This window comes from Nonomuraea sp. NPDC051191 (assembly GCF_044455665.1).
Lineage (GTDB): Bacteria > Actinomycetota > Actinomycetes > Streptosporangiales > Streptosporangiaceae > Nonomuraea.
Map to the genome: position 1 here is coordinate 1 of NZ_JBITEZ010000018.1, position 19,817 is coordinate 19,817.

18 protein-coding genes are annotated in these 19,817 nt (G+C 70.8%); 11 read left to right on the forward strand and 7 right to left on the reverse strand.

Going from position 1 to position 19,817, the window contains the following annotated elements; translation table 11 throughout:
- The coding region (locus tag ACIA8R_RS41705) for an endo-1,4-beta-xylanase (RefSeq protein ID WP_397043071.1) at positions 1-441 on the reverse strand (441 nt) is incomplete at its 3' end.
- Positions 442-937: 496 nt separating this feature from the next.
- Between ACIA8R_RS41705 and ACIA8R_RS41710 the strand changes: the two genes are divergently transcribed.
- The 4 genes from ACIA8R_RS41710 (at position 938) to ACIA8R_RS41725 (ending at position 6,461) form a co-directional block, all read left to right on the forward strand.
- Entirely contained in the window at positions 938-2,269 is a 1,332-nt protein-coding gene (locus ACIA8R_RS41710; RefSeq protein ID WP_397043073.1) for a PHB depolymerase family esterase, read from the forward strand.
- 57 nt (positions 2,270-2,326) lie between these two features.
- Complete coding sequence (locus ACIA8R_RS41715; protein WP_397043075.1) at positions 2,327-3,448, forward strand: lectin; 1,122 nt, start codon at positions 2,327-2,329, stop codon at positions 3,446-3,448.
- 25 nt (positions 3,449-3,473) lie between these two features.
- The gene (locus tag ACIA8R_RS41720; protein WP_364095119.1) at positions 3,474-5,051 is read left to right on the forward strand and encodes a lectin; all 1,578 of its coding nucleotides are present in this window, start codon (positions 3,474-3,476) and stop codon (positions 5,049-5,051) included.
- Between the two features lie 78 nt (positions 5,052-5,129).
- Entirely contained in the window at positions 5,130-6,461 is a 1,332-nt protein-coding gene (locus ACIA8R_RS41725; RefSeq protein ID WP_397043077.1) for a glycoside hydrolase family 43 protein, read from the forward strand.
- A 277-nt stretch (positions 6,462-6,738) separates the two neighbouring features.
- Here ACIA8R_RS41725 and ACIA8R_RS41730 read toward each other — a convergent pair whose 3' ends face one another.
- Entirely contained in the window at positions 6,739-7,794 is a 1,056-nt protein-coding gene (locus ACIA8R_RS41730; protein WP_397043079.1) for a hypothetical protein, read from the reverse strand.
- A gap of 156 nt (positions 7,795-7,950) precedes the next feature.
- On the opposite strand from ACIA8R_RS41730, the gene ACIA8R_RS41735 reads away from it, so the two are divergent.
- The 3 genes from ACIA8R_RS41735 (at position 7,951) to ACIA8R_RS41745 (ending at position 10,825) form a co-directional block, all read left to right on the forward strand.
- Positions 7,951-8,619: a response regulator transcription factor gene (locus ACIA8R_RS41735; RefSeq protein WP_364095109.1), complete on the forward strand. Its 669-nt coding sequence runs from the start codon at positions 7,951-7,953 to the stop codon at positions 8,617-8,619.
- The gene (locus tag ACIA8R_RS41740; protein ID WP_397043081.1) at positions 8,612-9,748 is read left to right on the forward strand and encodes a sensor histidine kinase; all 1,137 of its coding nucleotides are present in this window, start codon (positions 8,612-8,614) and stop codon (positions 9,746-9,748) included. Before ACIA8R_RS41735 ends, ACIA8R_RS41740 begins: the two co-directional genes overlap by 8 nt.
- A 162-nt stretch (positions 9,749-9,910) precedes the next feature.
- Entirely contained in the window at positions 9,911-10,825 is a 915-nt protein-coding gene (locus ACIA8R_RS41745) for a hypothetical protein (protein ID WP_364095103.1), read from the forward strand.
- A gap of 10 nt (positions 10,826-10,835) precedes the next feature.
- Here the strand turns inward: ACIA8R_RS41745 and ACIA8R_RS41750 are convergent, their stop codons facing one another.
- Both ACIA8R_RS41750 and ACIA8R_RS41755 read right to left on the reverse strand, forming a co-directional pair.
- A complete protein-coding gene (locus ACIA8R_RS41750; protein ID WP_397043083.1) occupies positions 10,836-11,681 on the reverse strand; it encodes a LysR family transcriptional regulator in 846 nt (281 codons plus the stop codon).
- Between the two features lie 735 nt (positions 11,682-12,416).
- Positions 12,417-12,887, reverse strand: a complete 471-nt coding sequence (locus tag ACIA8R_RS41755; protein ID WP_357701369.1) for a hypothetical protein — start codon at positions 12,885-12,887, stop codon at positions 12,417-12,419.
- A 32-nt stretch (positions 12,888-12,919) separates the two neighbouring features.
- Here ACIA8R_RS41755 and ACIA8R_RS41760 point away from each other — a divergent pair, with 32 nt between their 5' ends.
- Both ACIA8R_RS41760 and ACIA8R_RS41765 read left to right on the forward strand, forming a co-directional pair.
- Positions 12,920-13,096, forward strand: a complete 177-nt coding sequence (locus ACIA8R_RS41760) for a hypothetical protein (RefSeq protein ID WP_397043085.1) — start codon at positions 12,920-12,922, stop codon at positions 13,094-13,096.
- On the forward strand, positions 13,093-13,242 hold the full coding sequence (locus tag ACIA8R_RS41765) for a hypothetical protein (protein ID WP_397043087.1): 150 nt from the start codon (positions 13,093-13,095) through the stop codon (positions 13,240-13,242). Before ACIA8R_RS41760 ends, ACIA8R_RS41765 begins: the two co-directional genes overlap by 4 nt.
- Before the next feature lie 230 nt (positions 13,243-13,472).
- Here the strand turns inward: ACIA8R_RS41765 and dgoD are convergent, their stop codons facing one another.
- Genes dgoD through ACIA8R_RS41780 form a run of 3 tightly spaced genes read right to left on the reverse strand, consistent with a single transcriptional unit; the run spans position 13,473 to position 16,834 of the window.
- On the reverse strand, positions 13,473-14,615 hold the full coding sequence (gene dgoD / locus ACIA8R_RS41770; protein ID WP_397043089.1) for a galactonate dehydratase: 1,143 nt from the start codon (positions 14,613-14,615) through the stop codon (positions 13,473-13,475).
- Entirely contained in the window at positions 14,612-15,691 is a 1,080-nt protein-coding gene (locus tag ACIA8R_RS41775) for a Gfo/Idh/MocA family protein (protein ID WP_397043091.1), read from the reverse strand. Before ACIA8R_RS41775 ends, dgoD begins: the two co-directional genes overlap by 4 nt.
- 18 nt (positions 15,692-15,709) lie before the next feature.
- Positions 15,710-16,834 (reverse strand): GntR family transcriptional regulator, encoded by a 1,125-nt coding sequence (locus ACIA8R_RS41780; protein ID WP_357701377.1) that lies wholly within the window; start codon positions 16,832-16,834, stop codon positions 15,710-15,712.
- 89 nt (positions 16,835-16,923) lie between these two features.
- Here ACIA8R_RS41780 and ACIA8R_RS41785 point away from each other — a divergent pair, with 89 nt between their 5' ends.
- Both ACIA8R_RS41785 and ACIA8R_RS41790 read left to right on the forward strand, forming a co-directional pair.
- The gene (locus ACIA8R_RS41785; protein WP_364095086.1) at positions 16,924-18,528 is read left to right on the forward strand and encodes a hypothetical protein; all 1,605 of its coding nucleotides are present in this window, start codon (positions 16,924-16,926) and stop codon (positions 18,526-18,528) included.
- Between the two features lie 15 nt (positions 18,529-18,543).
- Positions 18,544-19,794, forward strand: a complete 1,251-nt coding sequence (locus ACIA8R_RS41790) for an enolase C-terminal domain-like protein (RefSeq protein WP_364095083.1) — start codon at positions 18,544-18,546, stop codon at positions 19,792-19,794.
- The last annotated feature ends 23 nt before the right edge of the window (positions 19,795-19,817 follow it).

Here is a 19,817-nt window from a genome sequence, read left to right on the forward strand (position 1 = left end):
CTGGCGCAGGGTGCCGCCGGACAGGCTCTGCATCCAGCCGGGTTGCTGGGAGTGCCAGGCCAGGGTGTGGCCGCGGACCCGTTTGCCGTTCTGGAGGGCCCAGTTGTAGACGCGGTCGCCCTGGGTGAAGGTGAACTGTCCCCGGTTCGGCTCGGTGGCGTCGATCTTCATCTCGTTCTCGGCCGTGACCATGGTGAACTCGCGGCCGGCGATCGTGGTGTAGGCGGAGTCGCCGAGTTTGCCCGAGGCTATGGCGGTGCCGAAGTAGCGTCCGCTCTGCGCGGCGGCCGCGCCGAGGGTGCTCTCGGCGGCGTCGGCCGGGATCGCCGTCGCCAGTGCTGTGATCAGGCCGAGGGCGCCTAACGCGCCGGTGATCAGTGCCCGGCGGCGCGCGCCGCGCGGCCGCCGGGCGGTCGGTGGGGACATGGCGTTGACACGCATGGTTCGAGCCTCCAAAGGCGAATCATGGGGAAAGGATCGTGCGGGGCGCGACCCGTGCGCCGGTGGGGACGTACACCACAGGCGCCGGGACGGTAGTCCGTGTGCTGGACACCGCCGATCCGATAGGGGGGACCACCTCGGGCACTCAGTGTGAGAATGGCGGCCGAAAATTGTCAAGGACGCAGTGAAAATTTCCGGCTCCGCCCGTGCCGTTCGTCTCGATTGAGCAGGTACAACGTGCATCTTGGTGCCCGGAAAGTTTCGTCAGCTCCTGTCGTGGGGAGGCGGATGAAAGTTTCATGGCGACGCTCTCGCCGGCCCTCTCGATAATTCAAGGTGAGCGCCCTCGGCGGCCGCCTCCTCCGGCCGCCGCGCGCCACGGCGCTCTTGACAGCGCCGTTCCGGCTCGTATTTGCTCCCTCCGTCCCTTCCATCGGCCCGGAAGAGCTCGACCGGTCAGCGCTTTTGTTAGCGCTAACAGAGGAGAGGTGGATGCATGAGACCAGGCGAATCGCGCAGGAGAAGGCGCGCGGGCCTCGGAGCCGCGCTGGCGGCTGTGATCACGGTGGCGGCCACCACGTTGGCCATGTTCCTCACCACTGCTCCGGGAGCGTCGGCGGCGGCCTTGACCGAAGTGACGAACTTCGGGAGCAATCCCGGCGGACTGCGGATGTACCTCTACGTCCCCGACAGGGTGGCGGCCAGGCCGGGCGTCCTGGTGGCGATGCACGGCTGCAACGGCTGGGCTCCGGGCTTCCACCAGGGCACCGAGTTCGCCTCGCTGGCCGACCGGTACGGCTTCATCGTCATCTATCCGCAGGCGAACAAGACCGCCAACGGCCTGTCGAACTGCTTCGACGTGTGGTCGAACGAGGCTCTGCGGCACGGCGGAGGCAGTGACCCGGTGTCGATCGTCTCCATGACGAACTACGTGCTGCAACGCTACGGCGGTGACCCGCAGCGGGTGTTCGCGACCGGTTTCTCCTCCGGGGCGATGGAGACCAACAACCTGCTCGCCACCTACCCCGACGTGTTCAAGGCGGGAGCGCCGTTCTCGGGTGTCCCCTACGGCTGCCTCGGGCCGGCCGGATGCGGGGACAAGACGCCGCAGCAGTGGGGTGACCTGGTCAGGAACGCCTATCCCGGCTACACCGGGCCCCGGCCTCGCGTGATGGCCTGGCACGGCACCGCCGACTCCGTCCTGCCGTACACGATGTTGCAGGAGGAGGTCGACCAGTGGACCAACGTCCACGGACTGGGCCAGACCCCCGCCTCCACCGACAGTCCGCAGTCCGGCTGGACGCGGCGGGTGTTCGGTTCCGGGCAGGTCGAGGCGTACACCGTCGCCGGCGCCGGTCACGACCTGCCCCACCCGGGGATGGCGGCGTACGCCATTCGCTTCTTCGGCCTGGACGGCGGGTCGTCCACCACGACGCCGACTCCACCACCCGCAGGTCAGATCAGGGGAGTGGCCTCCGGCCGCTGCGTGGACGTGCCCAACGCCGCCACCACCGACGGCACCGCCGTGCAACTGTGGGACTGCAACGGCCGCACCAACCAGCAATGGACCCAGACCTCAGCCGGAGAGCTGAAGGTGTACGGCAACAAATGCCTGGACGCCGGCGGCACCGGCAACGGCACCAGAATCCAGATCTACTCCTGCTGGGGCGGCGACAACCAGAAATGGCGCCTCAACTCCGACGGCACCATCACCGGCGTCCAGTCCGGGCTCTGCCTCGACGCCGTCGGCGCAGGCACCGGCAACGGCACCGGGCTCCAGCTCTACACCTGCTCGGGCGGCACCAACCAGAAGTGGACCTGGACGTGACGCCCCACAACGGCGGGCCTCATCGCCCGGCGCGTGGCCGGTGGTGAGGGGGTGAGCATGCGTACCTGGAGGCGATGGCGGGCCGCCGTGCTGACGGTGGCGGTGTTGCTGGCGGCCGGCACGGCGATGGGGACGGGGGTCGCCGGAGCCGAGTCCAACGGCGGGGTACGGGTCATGCCGCTCGGCGACTCGATCACCGAGGGCACGCAGGTGCCGGGCGGCTACCGGATCGGCCTGTGGCAGCGCCTGGCCGGCGGCCGCTACACGGTCGACCTCGTCGGTTCGCAGTTCAACGGGCCCAGCAGCCTGGGCGATCATGATCACGAGGGCCACCCAGGCTGGCGCATCGACCAGATCGACGCGAACATCACCGGCTGGCTGCGTACGTACACGCCGCGTACGCTGCTGCTCCACCTGGGCACCAACGACATCCTGCAGAACTACGACCTGGCCGGCGCTCCGCAACGGCTGTCCACGCTGATCGACCACATCACCGCGGCCGTGCCGGACGCGGACGTCTTCGTCGCGACCGTCATCCCGCTGTCGAACGCCGGACAGGAGTCCGCGGCGCGCACGTTCAACGCGGCGATCCCCGGCATCGTCCAGAGCAAGGTGAACAGTGGCAAGCACGTCCACCTGGTCGACCTGCACAGCAGGTTGGCCACCTCGGACCTGATCGACGGCGTTCACCCGACCGCCGGCGGCTACGACAAGATGGCCGCCGCCTGGTACGCGGCGCTGCAAGCGGTTCCCGGCAGCATCGGCCAGCCGCAGGGCAACCCCTCCGGCGGCTCGGAGATCAAGGGCGTGGGCTCGGGCCGTTGCCTGGATGTCACCGGCGTGTCACAGGCCAACGGCGCGCAGGCGCAGATCTGGGACTGCAACGGCCAGACCAACCAGCGCTGGACGTCGACCAGCGCCGGTGAGCTGCGCGTGTACGGCGGCAAGTGCCTGGACGTGGCCAACCGGAGCACCGCCGACGGCGCCGGCGTGATCATCTGGGACTGCAGCGGCCAGGCCAACCAGCAGTGGCGCTTCAACACCGACGGCTCCATCACCGCCGTCGGTGCGAACAAGTGCCTGGACGTGCCGAGCAACAGCACCGCCAACGGCGTCAAGCTCCAGATCTGGTCCTGCAGCGGCGCCGCCAACCAGCGCTGGACCCGCGCCGGCTCATGACGACCCCCAGGAGGTGGAGAAGCGAATGCGCACAATTCTCGGCCTGACGACGGCCGCGTTACTGGCGGCCGGCTCCCTTGTCGCGATCGGCGGCGCCACGTCCCCGGCCGTCGCGCTGGAGAACGGCCTCGCCCGGACCCCGCAGATGGGCTGGAACGACTGGAACAGCTTCGGCTGCAACGTCAACGACGGCCTCATCCGCCAGACGGCCGACGCCATGGTCTCCAGTGGCATGGCGGCGGCGGGCTACACCTATGTCAACATCGACGACTGCTGGTCCACCAAGAGCCGGAACGCGAGCGGCGACCTGGTGCCGGATCCGCAGAAGTTCCCCGACGGCATCAAGGCCCTGGCCGACTACGTGCACTCCAAAGGGCTCAAGCTCGGCATCTACTCCTCGGCCGGCACCACGACGTGCGCGGGCTACCCGGCCAGCCTGGGCTACGAGCGGCGGGACGCGGCCCTGTGGGCGTCGTGGGGGATCGACTATCTGAAATACGACAACTGCGGCGACCATCGCGGCATGAACGGACAGCAGCGGTACACGGCCATGCGGGACGCGCTGGCCGCCGCCGGCCGCCCGATCGTGTACAGCCTGTGCAACTGGGGTCAGGAGAACGTGTGGACCTGGGGGACGCCGGTGGGCAACTCCTGGCGTGACACCGGCGACATCGCGGCCAACTGGAATTCCGTCATGGGCATCCTGGACCAGCAGGTCGGGCTGGAGTCGTACTCGGGCCCGGGGGGCTGGAACGACCCGGACATGCTGGAGGTCGGCGTCGGTTCGGTGACGGCTACCGAGGGGCGCGCGCACTTCAGCCTGTGGTCGCTGCTGAACGCGCCCCTCATCGCCGGCAACGACCTCCGTACGATGAGCGCCGACACGCGCACCATCCTCACCAACACCGAGGTCATCGCGGTCAACCAGGACTGGGGCGGCAAGCAGGGCCACAAGATCAGCGACAACGGCAACCTGGAGGTCTGGCGCAAGCCGATGAAGAACGGCTCGGTCGCGGTCGTCCTGCTCAACCGGGGCACCTCGACCGCGACCGTCTCCACCACCGCCGCGGCCTTGGGGCTGGGCTCGGCGTCCTCCTACTCGGTGCGTGACCTGTGGGCGCACGCGACGTCCTCCTCGCCGGGGACGATCAGCGCGCCGGTCCCCGGGCACGGGGCGGCCATGTACGTCGTGACGGGAGGCGGCATCGTCCCGCCCACCGCGGTCGCGATCAAGGGAGTGGGCTCGGGCAGGTGCCTCGACGTCGCCGCCGCCTCGCAGGCGAACGGCGCGCAGGCGCAGATCTGGGACTGCAACGGCCAGGACAACCAGCGCTGGACGCCCACCGCGAGCGGCGAACTGCGCGTCTACGGCGGCAAGTGTCTGGACGTGTACGACGGTGGAACCACCGACGGCACCAACGTCATCATCTGGGACTGCAACGGCCAGAGTAATCAGCAGTGGCGCTTCAACGCCGACGGCACCATCACCGCCGTCGGTGCGAACAAGTGCCTGGACGTGCCGAACAACGCCACCGCCAACGGCACCAAGCTGACCATCTGGTCGTGCAACGGCGGCGCCAACCAGCGCTGGACCCGTAACTGACCCGTCATCCCGGGAGTGATCGTGAGAATGGCATTACGGTTGCCGGCCACCACAAGAGCCGGACGCGGAATCGTATGGGTGCTGGTCCTGCTCGGCCTCGTGGCGTTCCTGCCCGCCCACCCGGCCAGGGCGGACAACCCGATCATCCAGACCGTCTACACCGCCGACCCGGCGCCGCTGGTGCACAACGGCCGGGTGTACCTCTACACCGGCCATGACGAGGACGGCTCGACCTGGTTCACCATGAAGGATTGGCGGGTCTGGTCCTCCACCGACATGGTGAACTGGACCGACCACGGATCCCCGCTGAGCCTGACCACCTTCAGCTGGGCGAAGTCCGACGCCTGGGCGGGACAGACCATCTACCGGAACGGCCGGTTCTACTGGTACGTGCCCACGACCGACCGGGCGACCGGCCGGATGGCCATCGGGGTGGCCGTCTCCGACAGCCCGACCGGGCCGTTCAGGGACGCACTCGGACGGCCGCTGATCGAGAACGGCGAGATCGACCCGACGGTCTTCATCGACGACGACGGGCAGGCCTACCTCTACTGGGGCAACCCGCACCTCTGGTACGTGAAGCTGAACCCCGACATGACCTCGTACTCGGGAAGCGCGACGCAGATCCCGCTCACCACGGCGGGATTCGGCACCAGGACGGGTGACGCCAACCGCCCGACGCTGTTCGAAGAGGGGCCCTGGGTCTACAAGCGGAACGGCCTGTATTACCTCGTCTTCGCGGCCAAGTGCTGCTCGGAGTTCCTCGCCTACTCCACGGCCCCCGGCCCCACCGGGCCCTGGACCTACCGGGGGACGATCATGCCCACGCAGGGCGGCAGCTTCACCAACCACGCGGGCATCGTCGACTACCAGGGCGGCTCGTACCTCTTTTACCACAACGGCGCACTACCGGGCGGCGGGGGCTTCACCCGTTCGGTGGCCGTGGAGAAGTTCACCTACGGCTCCGGCGGCACGATCCCGACGATCAACATGACCGCGTCCGGGGTGCCGCAGGTGGGCACCCTCAACCCGTACGTCCGCCAGGAGGCCGAGACGATCGCCTGGGAGTCCGGGGTCGAGACCGAGCCCTCCGGCGAAGGGGGGATGAACGTCGGCTGGATCGAGAACGGCGACTACATCAAGGTCAAGGGCGTCGCGTTCGGCTCCGGCGCCAGGACCTTCGCCGTGCGGGTCGCCTCGGCGTCCAGCGGCGGCAGGCTCGAACTCCGTCTGGACGGCGTCAACGGCCCGTCGGCCGGGACGTGCACCGTGCCGGGCACGGGCGGCTGGCAGACCTGGAGCACCGTGTCCTGTCCGGTCAGCGGCGCGACCGGCACCCGCGACCTGTACCTGAAGTTCACCGGCGGAAGCGGCTACCTGTTCAACATGAACTGGTGGCAGTTCAGCTGACGTCGCATCTCCCGCGCGTCACCGGTGTCACCGCCGCCCGCCTCCTGCCCCGCCGGCGAGAGGGGGCTGGGGGTTCCCGGCTGGCGGCCGGGGCCCGACACAGACCGGGAAACCTCCACCGAACTTCCGGCCCGCGCTGGAGGCGATCGCGCCCACGCGGCCGACCTGGCCGTACCCGGGACGCGCGAGGCGGTCGCGGCCACCCTGCCGTGCAGCTTGCCGTGGACGAAGCGGAAGGTGCGTCCGCGGGCCCGTGGCTGCTGGACGGCGACCGGCGTCAGTACTCGTGGTGGGGGTCGTAGCTGAACACGCTCGACCTCTCCTCCTCCTCGAACAGCACGGCCGGGTGGAAGGGTGAGTTCGGCGGCGCCTCGATCGCGGCGGCCCGCCGATCGTGTTCCGCGGTGAAGGCGGAGCTGAGGACCGCCCTTGCAAGAAGCGGCTGATGCAGGAGGAAGTCGCGGGGGCCGAGGTAGAGGTAGGCGTCAACGCCCGGGTAACCGTCGCCGGAGTCCAGCGGCGCGTCGCCGGGCAGCGAGTAGTAGGAGGAGTCCAGGTCGCCGAGCCAGGTGCCGTCGAACGTGGCGAGCGTCGGCACCGGCCAGGAGGCCATCTGCCGCTCCAGCCGGTCGTTGTCCTTGGCGAAGCCGAGGTGGGCCGTGACGATGAAGGCGCAGCCGGGATACTTCTCCTCGTAGATCTCCGCGGCGCCCTGTTCATGCCGTACGTGCCCGGTCCCGGAGAGCAGCAGGGCCCTGCGCTTCTTTGACAGCACCTCGCTCTGCAGGACGGAGGCCATGTGCCGGTCCCGCTGCCCGAGCAGTGACTGCAGATCCGCCTGGCTCGTCACCCTGCTCCAGTCGGCGGGCGGGTCGCAGGCCAGGACGCGCAACCGCTCGTGCACCGGCAGCCGCTGGTTGACGCGGCGGACCAGGGGATAGAGCTGCTCGTAGAAGGCCGAGTAGCCGGCCCCCGGCTGGAGGGTGTCGCGCCACGCCTGCCGTACCTCGGTCAGCGGCACGTCCTCGCCCGCCACGTACCGGTCGATGATCGGCTGGAACCTCGCGTTCCCGCCCTCGACGGCGATGTCGTCGACCCGGCCGGGCAACCGGGGGTCGCGCAGCAGCGAGATGAGGAAGTCGTCGACGTCCTTGACGCCGTGCGACGGGCTCAGCCCGCCGACGAGCTGGTGCGTGCCGAAGGCCCCCAGCAGCGCGTCCTTGGCGTCGAGCGGCCGGGCCTCGCCCGGCGCGGTCAGCGCTCGCGCCCCGCCGACCGCGGCGGCCGCCAGCGCGGATGCCGCGGCCGCGGCGAGGACCTTTCTGCGTCGCATCGGGCGACCTCCTCTTGCGTTCGTGGGATTTGTGTCGCCTGCCGTTCTACTCCGGCGCCGGTCCCGGGACGGTGCGCGCGGCTGTTACGCGGCTGAGACCGGCCGCCCGGCATGCTGGGTGCGGACCACCCGTCAAAAGAAGGAGCCTGGCCGGTCATGAGAGTGCTCGTGGTCGAGGATTTCGAGCCGATGGCTCGGGCGATCGTCACGGGTCTGCGGCGTGAGGGCATGGCCGTCGACGCCGTTCACGACGGCGGCGCCGCGCTCGAACGGCTGGCGTGCACGCGCTACGACGTGGTGGTGCTGGACCGGGACCTGCCCGTCGTGCACGGCGACGAGGTCTGCCGCCGGCTGGCCGCCGACCGGTCACCGGGCCGGATCCTCATGCTCACCGCCGCGGGCGGGCTCGGAGACCTGGTCGACGGCCTCGGCATGGGCGCCGACGACTACCTGGCCAAGCCGTTCGACTTCGTCGAGCTGATCGCCCGGGTACGCGCCCTGGGCCGCCGCTCGGCCCCGCCCACTCCGCCGGTGCTGCGCCACGGCGACATCAGGCTCGATCCGGCCGGCCGGGCGGCGTTCCGCGCCGGTCGGCGCCTGCCGCTCAGCGCCAAGGAGTTCGCCGTGCTGGAGCACCTGCTCGCCCGAGCCGAGCAGGTGGTCTCCGCCGAGGAACTCCTGGAACGGCTCTGGGACGAGGCAGCCGACCCGTTCACCACCGCCGTGAAGCAGACGATGTACCGGCTGCGGGCGAAGCTCGGCGCACCTCCCGTCATCCACACCGTCCGCGAAGGCGGCTACCGGCTCGGCGCGCCGAGTGCCTGACGCACGGTCCCCGCGCCGGGGCCGCGGGCTCACCGTCCGGGCGCGGCTGACCCTGCTGTACGCGGCCCTCATCTGCTCCTCGGTCGTCGTCTCCCTCGGCGTGGTCTACCTCCTCCTGAGCGGCAGCAGCTGGCAACGGGCCCCTGGTCAGGTGCGGCAGGGCGGGATCACGGCGGCGGGCGGGCACTCACCGGCCCTCCTCGCGCCCTTCGCCGCCGCGGAGAGGACGGCGGGGCTGGCCGTCGCGCTGGGGGTGGTCGCCGTGGTGTCGGTCGCGCTCGGCTGGCTGGTCGCCGGCCGTTTCGTACGCCCGCTGCGTACCATCATCGCCACAGCCCAGGACATCTCGGCCACCAACCTGCACCGGCGCCTCGGACTGCGTGGCCGCCGCGACGAGTTCACGGAGCTGGGCGGCACCCTGGACGACCTGTTCGCCCGGCTGGAGGCGTCCTTCGAGGCGCAGCGGCACTTCATCGCCAACGCCTCGCACGAACTGCGTACCCCGCTCAGCGCGGGCCGCGCGCTGCTGCAGCTCGCGATCACCGACCCGGCGCCGACCGTGGAGAGCCTGCGCGCCACCTGCGAGGAGCTGGTGGAGCTCGGCGACCGGCAGGAGCGCCTCATCGCCGCGCTGCTCACCCTGGCGAGCAGCCAGCGCGGCCTGCACCGGTCGCAACCGCTGGACCTGGCCGAACTCGCCGCCCGAGCGCTCGCGGCCCGCGAAGCGGAGGCCGACCGGCATGGCATCCGGCTCGACGTCGCGCTCGGCCCTGCCCCGGCGACCGGCGATCCGAGCCTTGTCGAGAGCCTGATGGCGAACCTGCTCGACAACGCCGTCCGCCACAACGTCCCCGGCGGGCAGGTCGAGATCATCACGGGCCGCACCGCCGCCGGCGCGGCCCGCCTGACCGTCGGCAACACCGGGCCGGTCATCGCGGCCGACGCGGTGGACTCCCTGTTCCAGCCGTTCCGCCGGCTCGGCGCCGAACGGATCCGCCCCGGCGAGCAGGACGGGTACGGGCTCGGCCTCGCCATCGTCCGGGCCATCGCCGGCGCGCACGGGGCCACCCTCCTCGCGCGCGCCCGCTCCGAGGGCGGGCTGCACATCGAGGTCACCTTCCCCGCCTGAGGGTCATGCCGCACACCGGCCTGCCCGCGGAAGCGAGCCATACCGAGAACTGTCCCGGTGACCCCAAAAAAGTCTTGGACGAGCGGTTACTGAAATCGTTTTCTGGAAGAGCTGGAGCCGTACCTCCCCTCGTCACCCCGCTCCGGCACCGGGAGGAGAACCATGAGGTCGTTGCGCATCCTGGCCGCCGTCACCGTGACGCTGGCCCTGACGACGAGTCCGGCGGTGGCTCAGTCGCCGCCGCCCGGCCGGGACAAGCCGGTCACCATCGTCTCCGATCAGGCGGGCGAAACCTTCACCGAGTCCGTCAGCACGGCGGATGCAATCGGGGTCCGGACCATCACCTGGACCTCGAACACCGGTGCGAAGCTCAGACTTCAGGGAGTGCTGCCCGGCAGCACCGTCCGGGTCGTCCACGCGGCCTCTCAGGTCCCCGGTGTGAGTCCTTCCGCCCAGCTCGCCGGCGGCCGAGCGGTCGGACTGTCCATCACCGGACCGAACCTCAGCAAGTCCGAACTGCTGAAGTACGCCGGGTCCGTCCCCGATCCGGCGACGAGCGGGGGCGCCGCCGCCCTGAGCACCCCGGTGGACCGGAACCCGGACTGGTGGCTGGTCGCCGACTTCACGTACCGCAACGCCCACATGTACGGCTGGTACACCTACTGGCTGGTTAACAACGACGGAGCCGGGAACTGGGGAGTCCTCGGCCAGATCTGGCACAGCGCCAACGACCTGGCGAAGGGCACGGAGATCAAGCAGACCTGGCAGTGGACCTATGTCCCGCCCGGCAACTGGGTCGTCGACCAGGACCCCAAGTGGACGCAGTTCTTCGAGCCCTGCCGGCAGCAGCCCATCTCCATCAGTTTCCTCGGCTTCTCGGTCGGAGGCAGCATCTACAACTGCCGGGGCCAGGTCGACCCCTGGGCCTGGGCCAACAGCACCGACACCGGCGTCGGGGTGAGCTGGAAGGGCAAGAGCGGCTACACGACCGTCGGCGGCGCGGTCGACTTCGCCATCTACAGTCCCTCGACCGCGGCCTGGAATGTCTCGGGCTGGGTCGCACTGATCGACGACTGACCGCTGGTAGTCAGGAGCAGTCCTGGGCCCAGGCGAGGCTCGCGGCGATGTAGCCGGTCACCAGGGGCGAGTGATCGGTGCTTCGCCTGGCCAGGACGAGGTGGGTCGGGGGATGATCGGCCAGCGGGACGTAGCGCACGCCTGGGACGGGAGTCGTCCGCGTCGTCCGCTCGGGGACGAAGATCGCGGCCCGCTGCCACAGGACCGCGTGCAGCCCCTCGCCGAGTGATCGCACCACCGGACCGTCGCCCGGAATCTGCCAGAACCTCACCCAGGTGGGGTCCGCCTCGCTGGGCAGCCGGACGGTCCGGTGGCCGTGCAGCTCGGCGCGGGCGACTGAGAGCCGGTCGGCCAGCGGGTCGTCCATGGGCAGCGCCACGTATATCGGCTCCGGCCGGACCACGTGAACCGCCAGCCCGGTCTCGTCGAACGGCGTGAACGTGATCGCCACATCGACCTCGCCGCGCCCCAGCCCGATCGTGGGATCGGCCACGTTGCCCTGGCGAAGCTGGACCCGCGAGGCCGGATACCGCTGGGTGAAGCTCCGGGCGGCCTCGGCCGACAAGGCCGACTCGGCCGGGCCCAGCACGCCGATCCGCAGTACCGGCTCACCGTTGGCCTGCCGTACCCGCTCGACCGCGCCCGCGGCGGCGGCGAGCAGTCCCCGGGCCTCCCTGAGCAGCACCTCGCCGGCCATGGTGAGGATCATCCCGCGCGCGGTGCGGACGAACAGCGCGCATCCCAGCTCCGCCTCCAGTTCGCGAATGCGCTGACTCAGCGGCGGCTGGGAGATGAGCAGGCGGTGGGCGGCGCGTCCCACGCTGCCCTCTTCCGCGACGACCACAAAGTATTGCAATCGGCGTAAGTCCACACGCGCGACGGTATATCGAAATCTTGACCATGGATCTACCGAAGGGGGCATGAACTTGATGGGGAGGGAATGGCGGGCACGAAGCTACGAATCGTCCTGCCGGCCGCCTTCCACGGGCTGGTGATGCCGGTCGCGCCGACGCAGGCCGCGGCGACGACGAACGTTCCGGGTCGGCGGCGAACTCTCCTTCGCCAAGGGCGAGATCTGGCCACACCCCGAGTTCAAGGACTCCGGCTTCCACGTCCGGTGCTCGGGAAAGAAGATCGTCAAGGTGGAGCGGGTCTCCACACCCTGACCTTGCGTACGGCGAGCCGCCGGGGATGCTCGCCCCATGAGCGTGCGGATCGAAGGAAACGGACCGGTCGCCACGGTAGTGCTTTCCCGGCCCGGAGGTCCGCAACGCCGTGGAGCCATCCCATGAAGCCCAACGGCAGGAGACCGTCTGCGGCGCCCCGGGGGTAGTTGACCATCATGGTTCTGGCCTTGCCGCCAGATGCGGTGCGCACCGCATCCGGCGAGCGTGAAGTGTGCCCGTCCGCCGAGCCGTCGCGTAGTGCACCAATCGCAGTTCGGCTTCCTGCGCGTGCGCTCGGCCGGGCACCGCAGTTACGCCGTCGATCTGCCGGCCCACCTCAGGCGCCGTCGCGGCCGGCCTGTGCCGGGTCGAGCGTCACGGAGGGGTGGCGCTCACGAACACCATGCGCGCCCGGCAGGGGGCGTTCAGGAGTGGACGGCGCGGATCTCCGTCACGGTGAACGTGTCGACGATGTGCCGGTTCTGCACCAGGAACCCCACCACCCCGGCCACCGCCTCCACGCCCAGGGCGGCCCTCACCCGTGCACTCAGAAGGTAGACCAGGGGCGTCGACGGCTGGGTCAGCGTGAGCCCGCGGTCGTGGCGGTGCACGTCCTGCAACGCCCTGATGGGGATCGGCCGCTCGGTGGTGAACCACGCCGCCACCTCCCATTGCAGAAGTGCCGGATCGGCGTCGGCACAGGCGTGGTAGCAGTCGACGCAGCCATGGCCGGCATGCCGTCCATGCGGGCAGGTCCACTGGGCGACCTCGGCGGGGCTCTGGTCGTGGGCGCTCAGGACGGCTGCTTCGGTGACGCGGCGGCGCGCCGGCCGTGACCGGTCCTCCGGCGGAGAGGCAAAGTCGCTGCTGATGATCGGATCCCTTCCCGGCTGCATCCCAACACGTCGGAGCCTACCGGCGGCAGCCTGTGGACTTCCTGGCACAGGTGGTGCAGCAGCGGTTCGACGACGGCGCCGAACCGCCGCCGTCGGTGACGTTCGGGGGCTCTTGCCCGACGATCGCCTTGCCGCCGCTTGGGCGCGCCCTGAACCGTGCGGAGTTCTCGTTCGAGAAGAAGGCCCCCTTCGGGGTGGAGGTGAGGTGAGGCCCAGCAGGCGGATGCGGCGGGTCTCGATCTCCATGACGAACGGGACCCGGCTTGTTGAGCGCGGCCCTGGCACCAACCGCTTCACCAAGGCCGTCGAGCAACTCGGCGGAGACCAGGCTCCGGCGCGGCTGGGCGGGCTGTAGGCGCTGGAGCAGGCCGAAGGGGACGTGACGCCGTAGGCGCGGCCCTCGGTTGGGAACCAGTCCTCGTCAAGGAAGCGGCCCGTCATCCGTCCCACGACGGTGAGAAAGGCGTGCGCCAGCTTCTCCTCGCCCGCGTTCAGGAGGGGGGCGCCCGGCTCCACCCGGTTCGGGTCGGTGCCCTTGAGCGGCGGGTGCCCGCACAGGGCGGCGACGGGCGGCTCCAGGGACGGCTACCACTCGGCGAACGAGCCGTCCCGGTGCCGCCAGATCGGGTTGCGCCAGGCGTGCGACGACGCCTGGCGCACCGCCTTCTCGTCGACCTCGATGCCCAGGCCGGAGGCCGTCGGGCGATCGAGGTGGCTGTCGGTGAAGGTGAAGACCGAGCGGTCCACCAGGTAGTCGAGGAGTTCGCTGCCGTCGTGGTAGCCGATGCCCAGCGACTGCTCCTGGATGAGGAAGTTCGGGGTCGCGAAGTCGATCTGCAGGCAGGCGGCCAGGGCGATCGGGCCGAGGGGGCAGTGGGGAGCGAGGGTGACGTCCCAGGTCTCGGCCATCGCGGCGATCCGGCGGACCTCGGAGATGCCGCCGGCGTGCGACAGGTCCGGCTGGATCACCGCCACGCCCGTGGGGAGCACGTCGCGGAAGTCCCAGCGGGAGAACAGGCGCTCGCCGGTCGCGATGGGGATCGTCGTGGATTCCACCACTCGTCGCAGGTCGCGGGAGAACTCGGGAAGCACCGGTTCTTCGGCGAACAAGGGGGACAGCGGCTCAAGCAGCGGCAGCACCTTGCGCGCGGCCGCCGACGTGAAGCGGCCGTGCAGGTCGACGGCCAGGTCGACGCCGTCGCCCACCGCATCGCGCACCGCCGCGAAGCGGGCCACGATCCGGCTGGTGAGGGCCGGTGACGGGATCGGCGGCAGCCGGCCCTCCCAGGCGGCGAACTTCAGCGTGTCGAAGCCCGCCTCCACCCTGGCCATGGCGTTCTCGGCCAGTTCCGCGTCCGTGTCGCCGTGCGCCCAGGTGTAGACCTTGGCCTGATCGCGCACCGGGCCGCCGAGCAGGTCGTAGACCGGCACGCCGAGAGCCTTGCCCTTGATGTCCCACAACGCCTGGTCGATCCCGGCGACCGCGCTGGACAGCATCGGGCCGCCCCGGTAGAAGCCGCCCTTCGACATCACCTGCCAGTGGTCCTCGATGCGGCCGGGGTCGGCCCCGACCAGCGCCTCCATCAGCGTGTTCACGCAGGCGGCGACCGTCTCGGCGCGGCCCTCGACGATGGGCTCGCCCCAGCCGCTGACGCCCTCGTCGGTGTCGACGCGCAGGAACATCCAGCGCGGGGTGACGATGAAGAGCTCGAAGCCGATGATCTTCACTGGAACACCTCGGGGTTGTCGCCGTGCAGGTTCCGGTGGAACGGGTCGCCCGGACCGATCTCGCCGGAACGCACCGGCCGCCCGGTGAGCGCCGACTTGTACATCGCCGTGATCAGCTCCAGCGCCCTGCGGCCGTCCTGGCCGCTGCCGCGTGGCCGCCGTCCGGCCCGCAGGTCGGCGATCAGGCCCCGGAGCTGGGCCAGGTGGGAGCTGGGCACGTCGTCGGGCGGGGGCCAGTCGAGGCCGGTCACGCCGGGGGCGGGGGTGATCGTCCAGTTCTCGTTGGCGTAGCCGTACAGGTGGGTGAGTTCCAGGGTGGCGGCGGCGAGGTCGATGCGCAGGTGGCTGACCTGGCGCGGCGCGAGCGACGTGCTGACGACCGTGGCCAGCGCGCCGGAGTCGAAGCGCACCAGCGCGGTCGTCACGTCGTCGGTCTGCACGTCGCGGGCGAGCCTGGCGGCCATGCCGCGCACCTCGCTCCAGTCGCCGAGCAGTTCGAGCATGAGGTCGATCTGGTGGATGCCGAGGCCCATGGCGGGGCCGCCGCCCTCGGTGTCCCACCGGCCGCGCCACGGGACCGCGTAGTAGGCGGGGTCGCGGAACCAGGTGGTCTGGCAGTGCGCGACGTACGGCCGGCCGAGCGCGCCGCCGGAGATCAGCGCGCGGGCGTGCCGCGCGGCCGAGCCGAAGCGCTGCTGGTAGATGATCGCGGCGTACGGGCCGCCGTCCCGCTCGGCCGCGGTGATCTCGTCGTACTCCGCCAGCGACAGGCACGGCGGCTTCTCGCACCACGCCCACGCGCCCGCGCGCAGCGACGCGATCACCTGGGCGCGGTGGAGCGCGGGCGGGCTGGCGATGTCGACCAGGTCGGGGCGCACGTCCCGCAGCGTCGTGGCGAGGTCGTCCGAGGCGTACGGCACGGCCCACCGATCGGCGAACGACTCGGCCGCCTCGACGGTGGCGTCGACGACCGCCACAACCTCGATATCGGCTGACATTTCGCGAAAAGTCGGCATGTGGGTGGAGTTGGCGATCTGGCCGCCGCCCACCAGGGCGACGCGAAGAGGGGAAGGCATGGGGGGTACCTCGGGGGTTCAGGCGGTTTGGGCGGAGACCACGCGCAGATAGGCACGAGCCGACTCGCGGGTGCGGATCTCGATCGGCAACACCACGTGCTCGACCTCCGACGCCGTCTCCGGGTGGTCGATGCGCTCGGCCAGCAGCCGCATCGCCCGCTCGCCCATCTCCCGCGACGGCAGGCGGGCGGCGGCGACGGTCAACGGCAGCAGGTCGAACGGGCCCGCGTCGTCCATGCCGGCCAGCTCGACCTGGCCGGGCACCTCGACGCCCATCGCGGTGAGGTCGGAGGCCGCGTGCGCCAGCACGAACCCGTTGGCGCACAGCAGCACCGTCGGCGGCTCGCGCCGGTCGAGCAGCCCGGCCAGCATCTCCCGCCGCCGGTCCTCCGGCAGCCGCAGGTAGGTCTTGAGCGCGGTCAGCTCCGGCGAGACCGGCAGCCCGTGCTCGCGCAGCGACTGCACGTGCCCGGTGAGGCGCTCCTGCACGGAGGTGCACTCGGTGGCGTCCCACAGCGCGGTGATGCGCCGGTGCCCCTGCCCGATGAGATATTCGGTCAGCCGGTAGCCGATGGCGAAGTTGTCGAAGAGCACCGCGTCGGTGGGGGACTCGGGATGGTAGCGGTCGACCATGACCAGCGGGACGTGCCGCCGCCGCAGCTCGGCCAGGGCGGGGGAGTCGTGGTGGGCGTCGACCGAGTACAGCGCGACGCCGCTGGCCTGGGTGTCGAGCGCCTGACGCAGCGCCTTCTCCTGGGCGGCCGGTGAGCCCTTGGTGTTGGACAGGAACATCCGGTAGCCGAGTTCGGCGCAGACCGATTCGATGCCGTCGATCACGTCGGAGTTGTGCGGCCCGTGCCCGTGCATGATGTAGGCGATGGAGCGCTCCCGCGTCGACTCGGCCGGGACGGGCCGATCGGCCACGAACGTGCCGCGTCCGCGCCGCCGTACCAGGTAGCCCTCGGTGACCAGTTCGTTGAGCGCACGCACCGCGGTGGTGGTGCTCACTCCGAACCGTTCGCAGACCTCGCGCTGGCTGATGAACGGCTCGTCCTGCACGTACTCACCGCGCGAGATCGCCGCGACCAGATCCCGCTTGACCTGCTGGTAGAGCGGCTCCTGGCTGTCGGACGATTCGTTCATCCTGCCCCCATCTGTCCCATTCGTGATCGTTGACACGTTAACACGCTAAGACTAACGTCGGGCCGCATTCGGCGAAAGGACACCCAGCGGTGACACCCGAGGAGTTCCTGAAGGTTCAGGACGAGCGCTACGACCCCGAACACCGGCTGCCGTGGCAGCTGTCACGCAGCAACGGATACCACACGACGATCCCGGCCGGCACCCGCGTGCACGACACCCGAACCTCCACCGACTACGCGATCGCGTTGCTGCAGGCCGGCCGCCTCGACCGCGCCAAGGACGTGCTCGGCGCGATCGTCGACCTGCAGGAGCGCGACCCGCTCGACGATCACTACGGCATCTGGGGCTACTTCATGGAGGAGCCGCCCCAGGCCATGGCGCCCGCCGACTGGAACTGGGCCGACTTCATCGGCGTACGGCTGGCCCAGGTGCTGGCCGCGCACGGGGACGTCCTCGACGGCCGGATCGCCGAGGCGCTGCGCCACGCGGCCCTGTCCATCTTCCGGCGCAACGTCGGCCCGCGCTACACGAACATCGCCCTGCTCGGCTCCGTCACCTGCGCGAGCGCCGGCGAGCTGCTCGACACCCCCGGGTTCCTCGACTACGGCAGGCGCAAGCTCGCCGCGATGCTGGAACGCGACGCCTTCGCCGAGTACAACTCGCCCGCCTACAGCCCGTTCCTGCTGGAGATCTGCGAACGCGCTCACGCGCTGGTCCGCGACCGGGAGTTCCTGGAGCAGATCGAGGTCATGCGCGAACGCGTGTGGGCGGCGCTCGCCGAACGCTTCCACCCGGGCACCGGGCAGCTCGCCGGCCCGCACGCCCGCGCGTACACCGACTGGCTCAGCGAGGAGTTGACGTGTTATCTCGCCGCCCAGACCGGAGCGCCGATCGAGGCGCGCCCCGGCGTCGGGACCCGCGACGACACCCCGCGCATGGTGCCCACCCTGCCCTGCCCACCGCACCTGGCCGAGCGCTTCGCCCGGCTCCCCGAGTCCGAGGTACAGGTCAGGACCGTCTTCGACGGCCGGACCACCGGCACCACCTGGCTCAGCGAGGACGCCACGCTGGGCACGGTCAACGAGGAGTTCGCCTGGGTGCAGCGCAGGCCGCTGCTCGGCTACTGGCGCACGCCCGAGGACCCGGCCGTGGTGCTGCGCGCCCGGATCATGCACAACGGCCACGACCTGACCGCCGCCTGGTGCCGCCAGGCGCAGGACGGCCCCAGAGTGCTGGCCGGATGGTGGCTCACCTACGACTCCGGCGACTTCCACCCGAACCTCGACAAGCCAGAAGGCAGCATCTTCGACGTGGGCGACCTGCGGCTGCGCGTCACGTTGCGCGGCCGGGGCGTGCGGGGCCGCGAGCTGGGCGACGGCGTCTTCGAGCTCGCCGCCGGGACGCGCCGGGCGGTCGTGCACACGGGCGAGGCCGGCTTCCTCGGCGAGCCCGCCACCTGGGCCCTGGCCACCGGTGAGGACGAGGTCGCCGTCGAGGCGGTGCTGTACGACGGGCCGCGCGAACCGGTCGACTTCCACCACGCGATCCTGCGTGCCGGGTTCGCCGTGGAACTGCTCAGGGCGGGCGCGGAACCCGCCGCGCAGCCGGTGCTCAGCGCCGTGGGGGAGGAGGAGGTCCGCTGGTCGTGGGGCGGCCTGGAGGTCGCCGTGCCCGCCCGTCCCACCCGCTTCTGAAAGGCGCGTTCCCGCATGCAGGAAACCCAGGCCCCCTGGCCGTCCAGGGACGGGCTGACGATCACGCGCGTGCGTGCCGTCGTCACGGCGCCCGAGGGCATCCCGCTGGTCGTGGTCAGGATCGACACCTCCGACGACGGTCTGTACGGCCTCGGCTGCGCCACCTTCACCCAGCGCTTCCACGCCGTCGCCGCGGCCGTGGACGAGCACGTGGGCCCGATGCTGATCGGCCGCCATCCGGCCGACATCGAGGACATCACCCGCATGGTCCACCTGTCGTCCTACTGGCGTGGCGGGCCGGTGCTGAACAACGCGCTGTCCGGCGTCGACATGGCGCTGTGGGACATCGCGGGCAAGCGCGCCGGCATGCCCGTGTACGAGCTGCTCGGCGGCCGGGTGCGCGCGGCGGCGCCCGTCTACCTGCACGCCGAGGGCGCCACCGTCGAGGGCACGCTGGAGCACGCCCAGCGGCTCATGGCCGCCGGATATCACCACGTCAGGCTGCAGACCGGGCAACCGGGGCTGGGCGGCTACGGCGCGCCCGGCAGGGCGAACGCCTACCCGGACTCGCCGCATCCCGACGGCTGGGACGTCAGGCACTATCTGCGCACCACCCCCGCCCTGTTCGAACGGGCCCGCGAGGTCCTGGGCGAGGACGTCGAGCTGCTGCACGACGTGCACAGCCGGCTCACGCCCAAGGAGGCGATCCTGCTGGCCAGGTCGCTGGAGCCGTACCGGCTGTTCTTCCTGGAGGACGTGGTCGCGCCCGAGCATTACGACCGGCTGCCCGAGGTGCGGACGGCCTCGCCCGCGCCGATCGCGGTAGGCGAGCTGCTCGTCTCGGTGCCCGACGCGGCCAGGCTGGTCCTGGGCGGCGGCGTCGACCTGCTGCGATGCCACGTCTCGGCCATCGGCGGGCTGACCCCGGCGCGCAAGCTGGCCGCGCTCTGCGAGCTGACCGGGGTGCGCACGGCCTGGCACTCCCCGGGCGACGTCTCGCCCGTCGGCGTGGCGGCGAACCTGGCGCTGGACGTCACCACGCCCGCGTTCGGCATCCAGGAGGGCCATGTCTACCCCGACAGCGTGTGCGAGGTGTTCCCCGGCACGCTCAATCCCGTTCGCGGCCACCTCCGTCCCGCCGACCTGCCGGGCTGGGGGATCGAGCTGGACGAGCGGCTGGCCGCCGCGTACCCGCCGGTCACGCACCTGCACGAGCGGTGGGCCGCACGGGTCCGCCGCCCCGACGGCGGCATAGAAGCACCTTAGTTGACGCGTTAACTCGTTGTATT

Excerpts from the sequence above, each read along its gene's own strand:
- ACIA8R_RS41730 (WP_397043079.1), bottom strand. The coding sequence starts at position 7,794 with ATGCGACGCAGAAAGGTCCTCGCCGCGGCCGCGGCATCCGCGCTGGCG.
- ACIA8R_RS41790 (WP_364095083.1), top strand. The coding sequence starts at position 18,544 with ATGCAGGAAACCCAGGCCCCCTGGCCGTCCAGGGACGGGCTGACGATC.
- ACIA8R_RS41710 (WP_397043073.1), top strand. The coding sequence starts at position 938 with ATGAGACCAGGCGAATCGCGCAGGAGAAGGCGCGCGGGCCTCGGAGCC.
- ACIA8R_RS41755 (WP_357701369.1), bottom strand. The coding sequence starts at position 12,887 with ATGCAGCCGGGAAGGGATCCGATCATCAGCAGCGACTTTGCCTCTCCG.
- ACIA8R_RS41780 (WP_357701377.1), bottom strand. The coding sequence starts at position 16,834 with ATGAACGAATCGTCCGACAGCCAGGAGCCGCTCTACCAGCAGGTCAAG.
- ACIA8R_RS41735 (WP_364095109.1), top strand. The coding sequence starts at position 7,951 with ATGAGAGTGCTCGTGGTCGAGGATTTCGAGCCGATGGCTCGGGCGATC.
- ACIA8R_RS41745 (WP_364095103.1), top strand. The coding sequence starts at position 9,911 with ATGAGGTCGTTGCGCATCCTGGCCGCCGTCACCGTGACGCTGGCCCTG.
- ACIA8R_RS41715 (WP_397043075.1), top strand. The coding sequence starts at position 2,327 with ATGCGTACCTGGAGGCGATGGCGGGCCGCCGTGCTGACGGTGGCGGTG.
- ACIA8R_RS41720 (WP_364095119.1), top strand. The coding sequence starts at position 3,474 with ATGCGCACAATTCTCGGCCTGACGACGGCCGCGTTACTGGCGGCCGGC.
- ACIA8R_RS41775 (WP_397043091.1), bottom strand. The coding sequence starts at position 15,691 with ATGCCTTCCCCTCTTCGCGTCGCCCTGGTGGGCGGCGGCCAGATCGCC.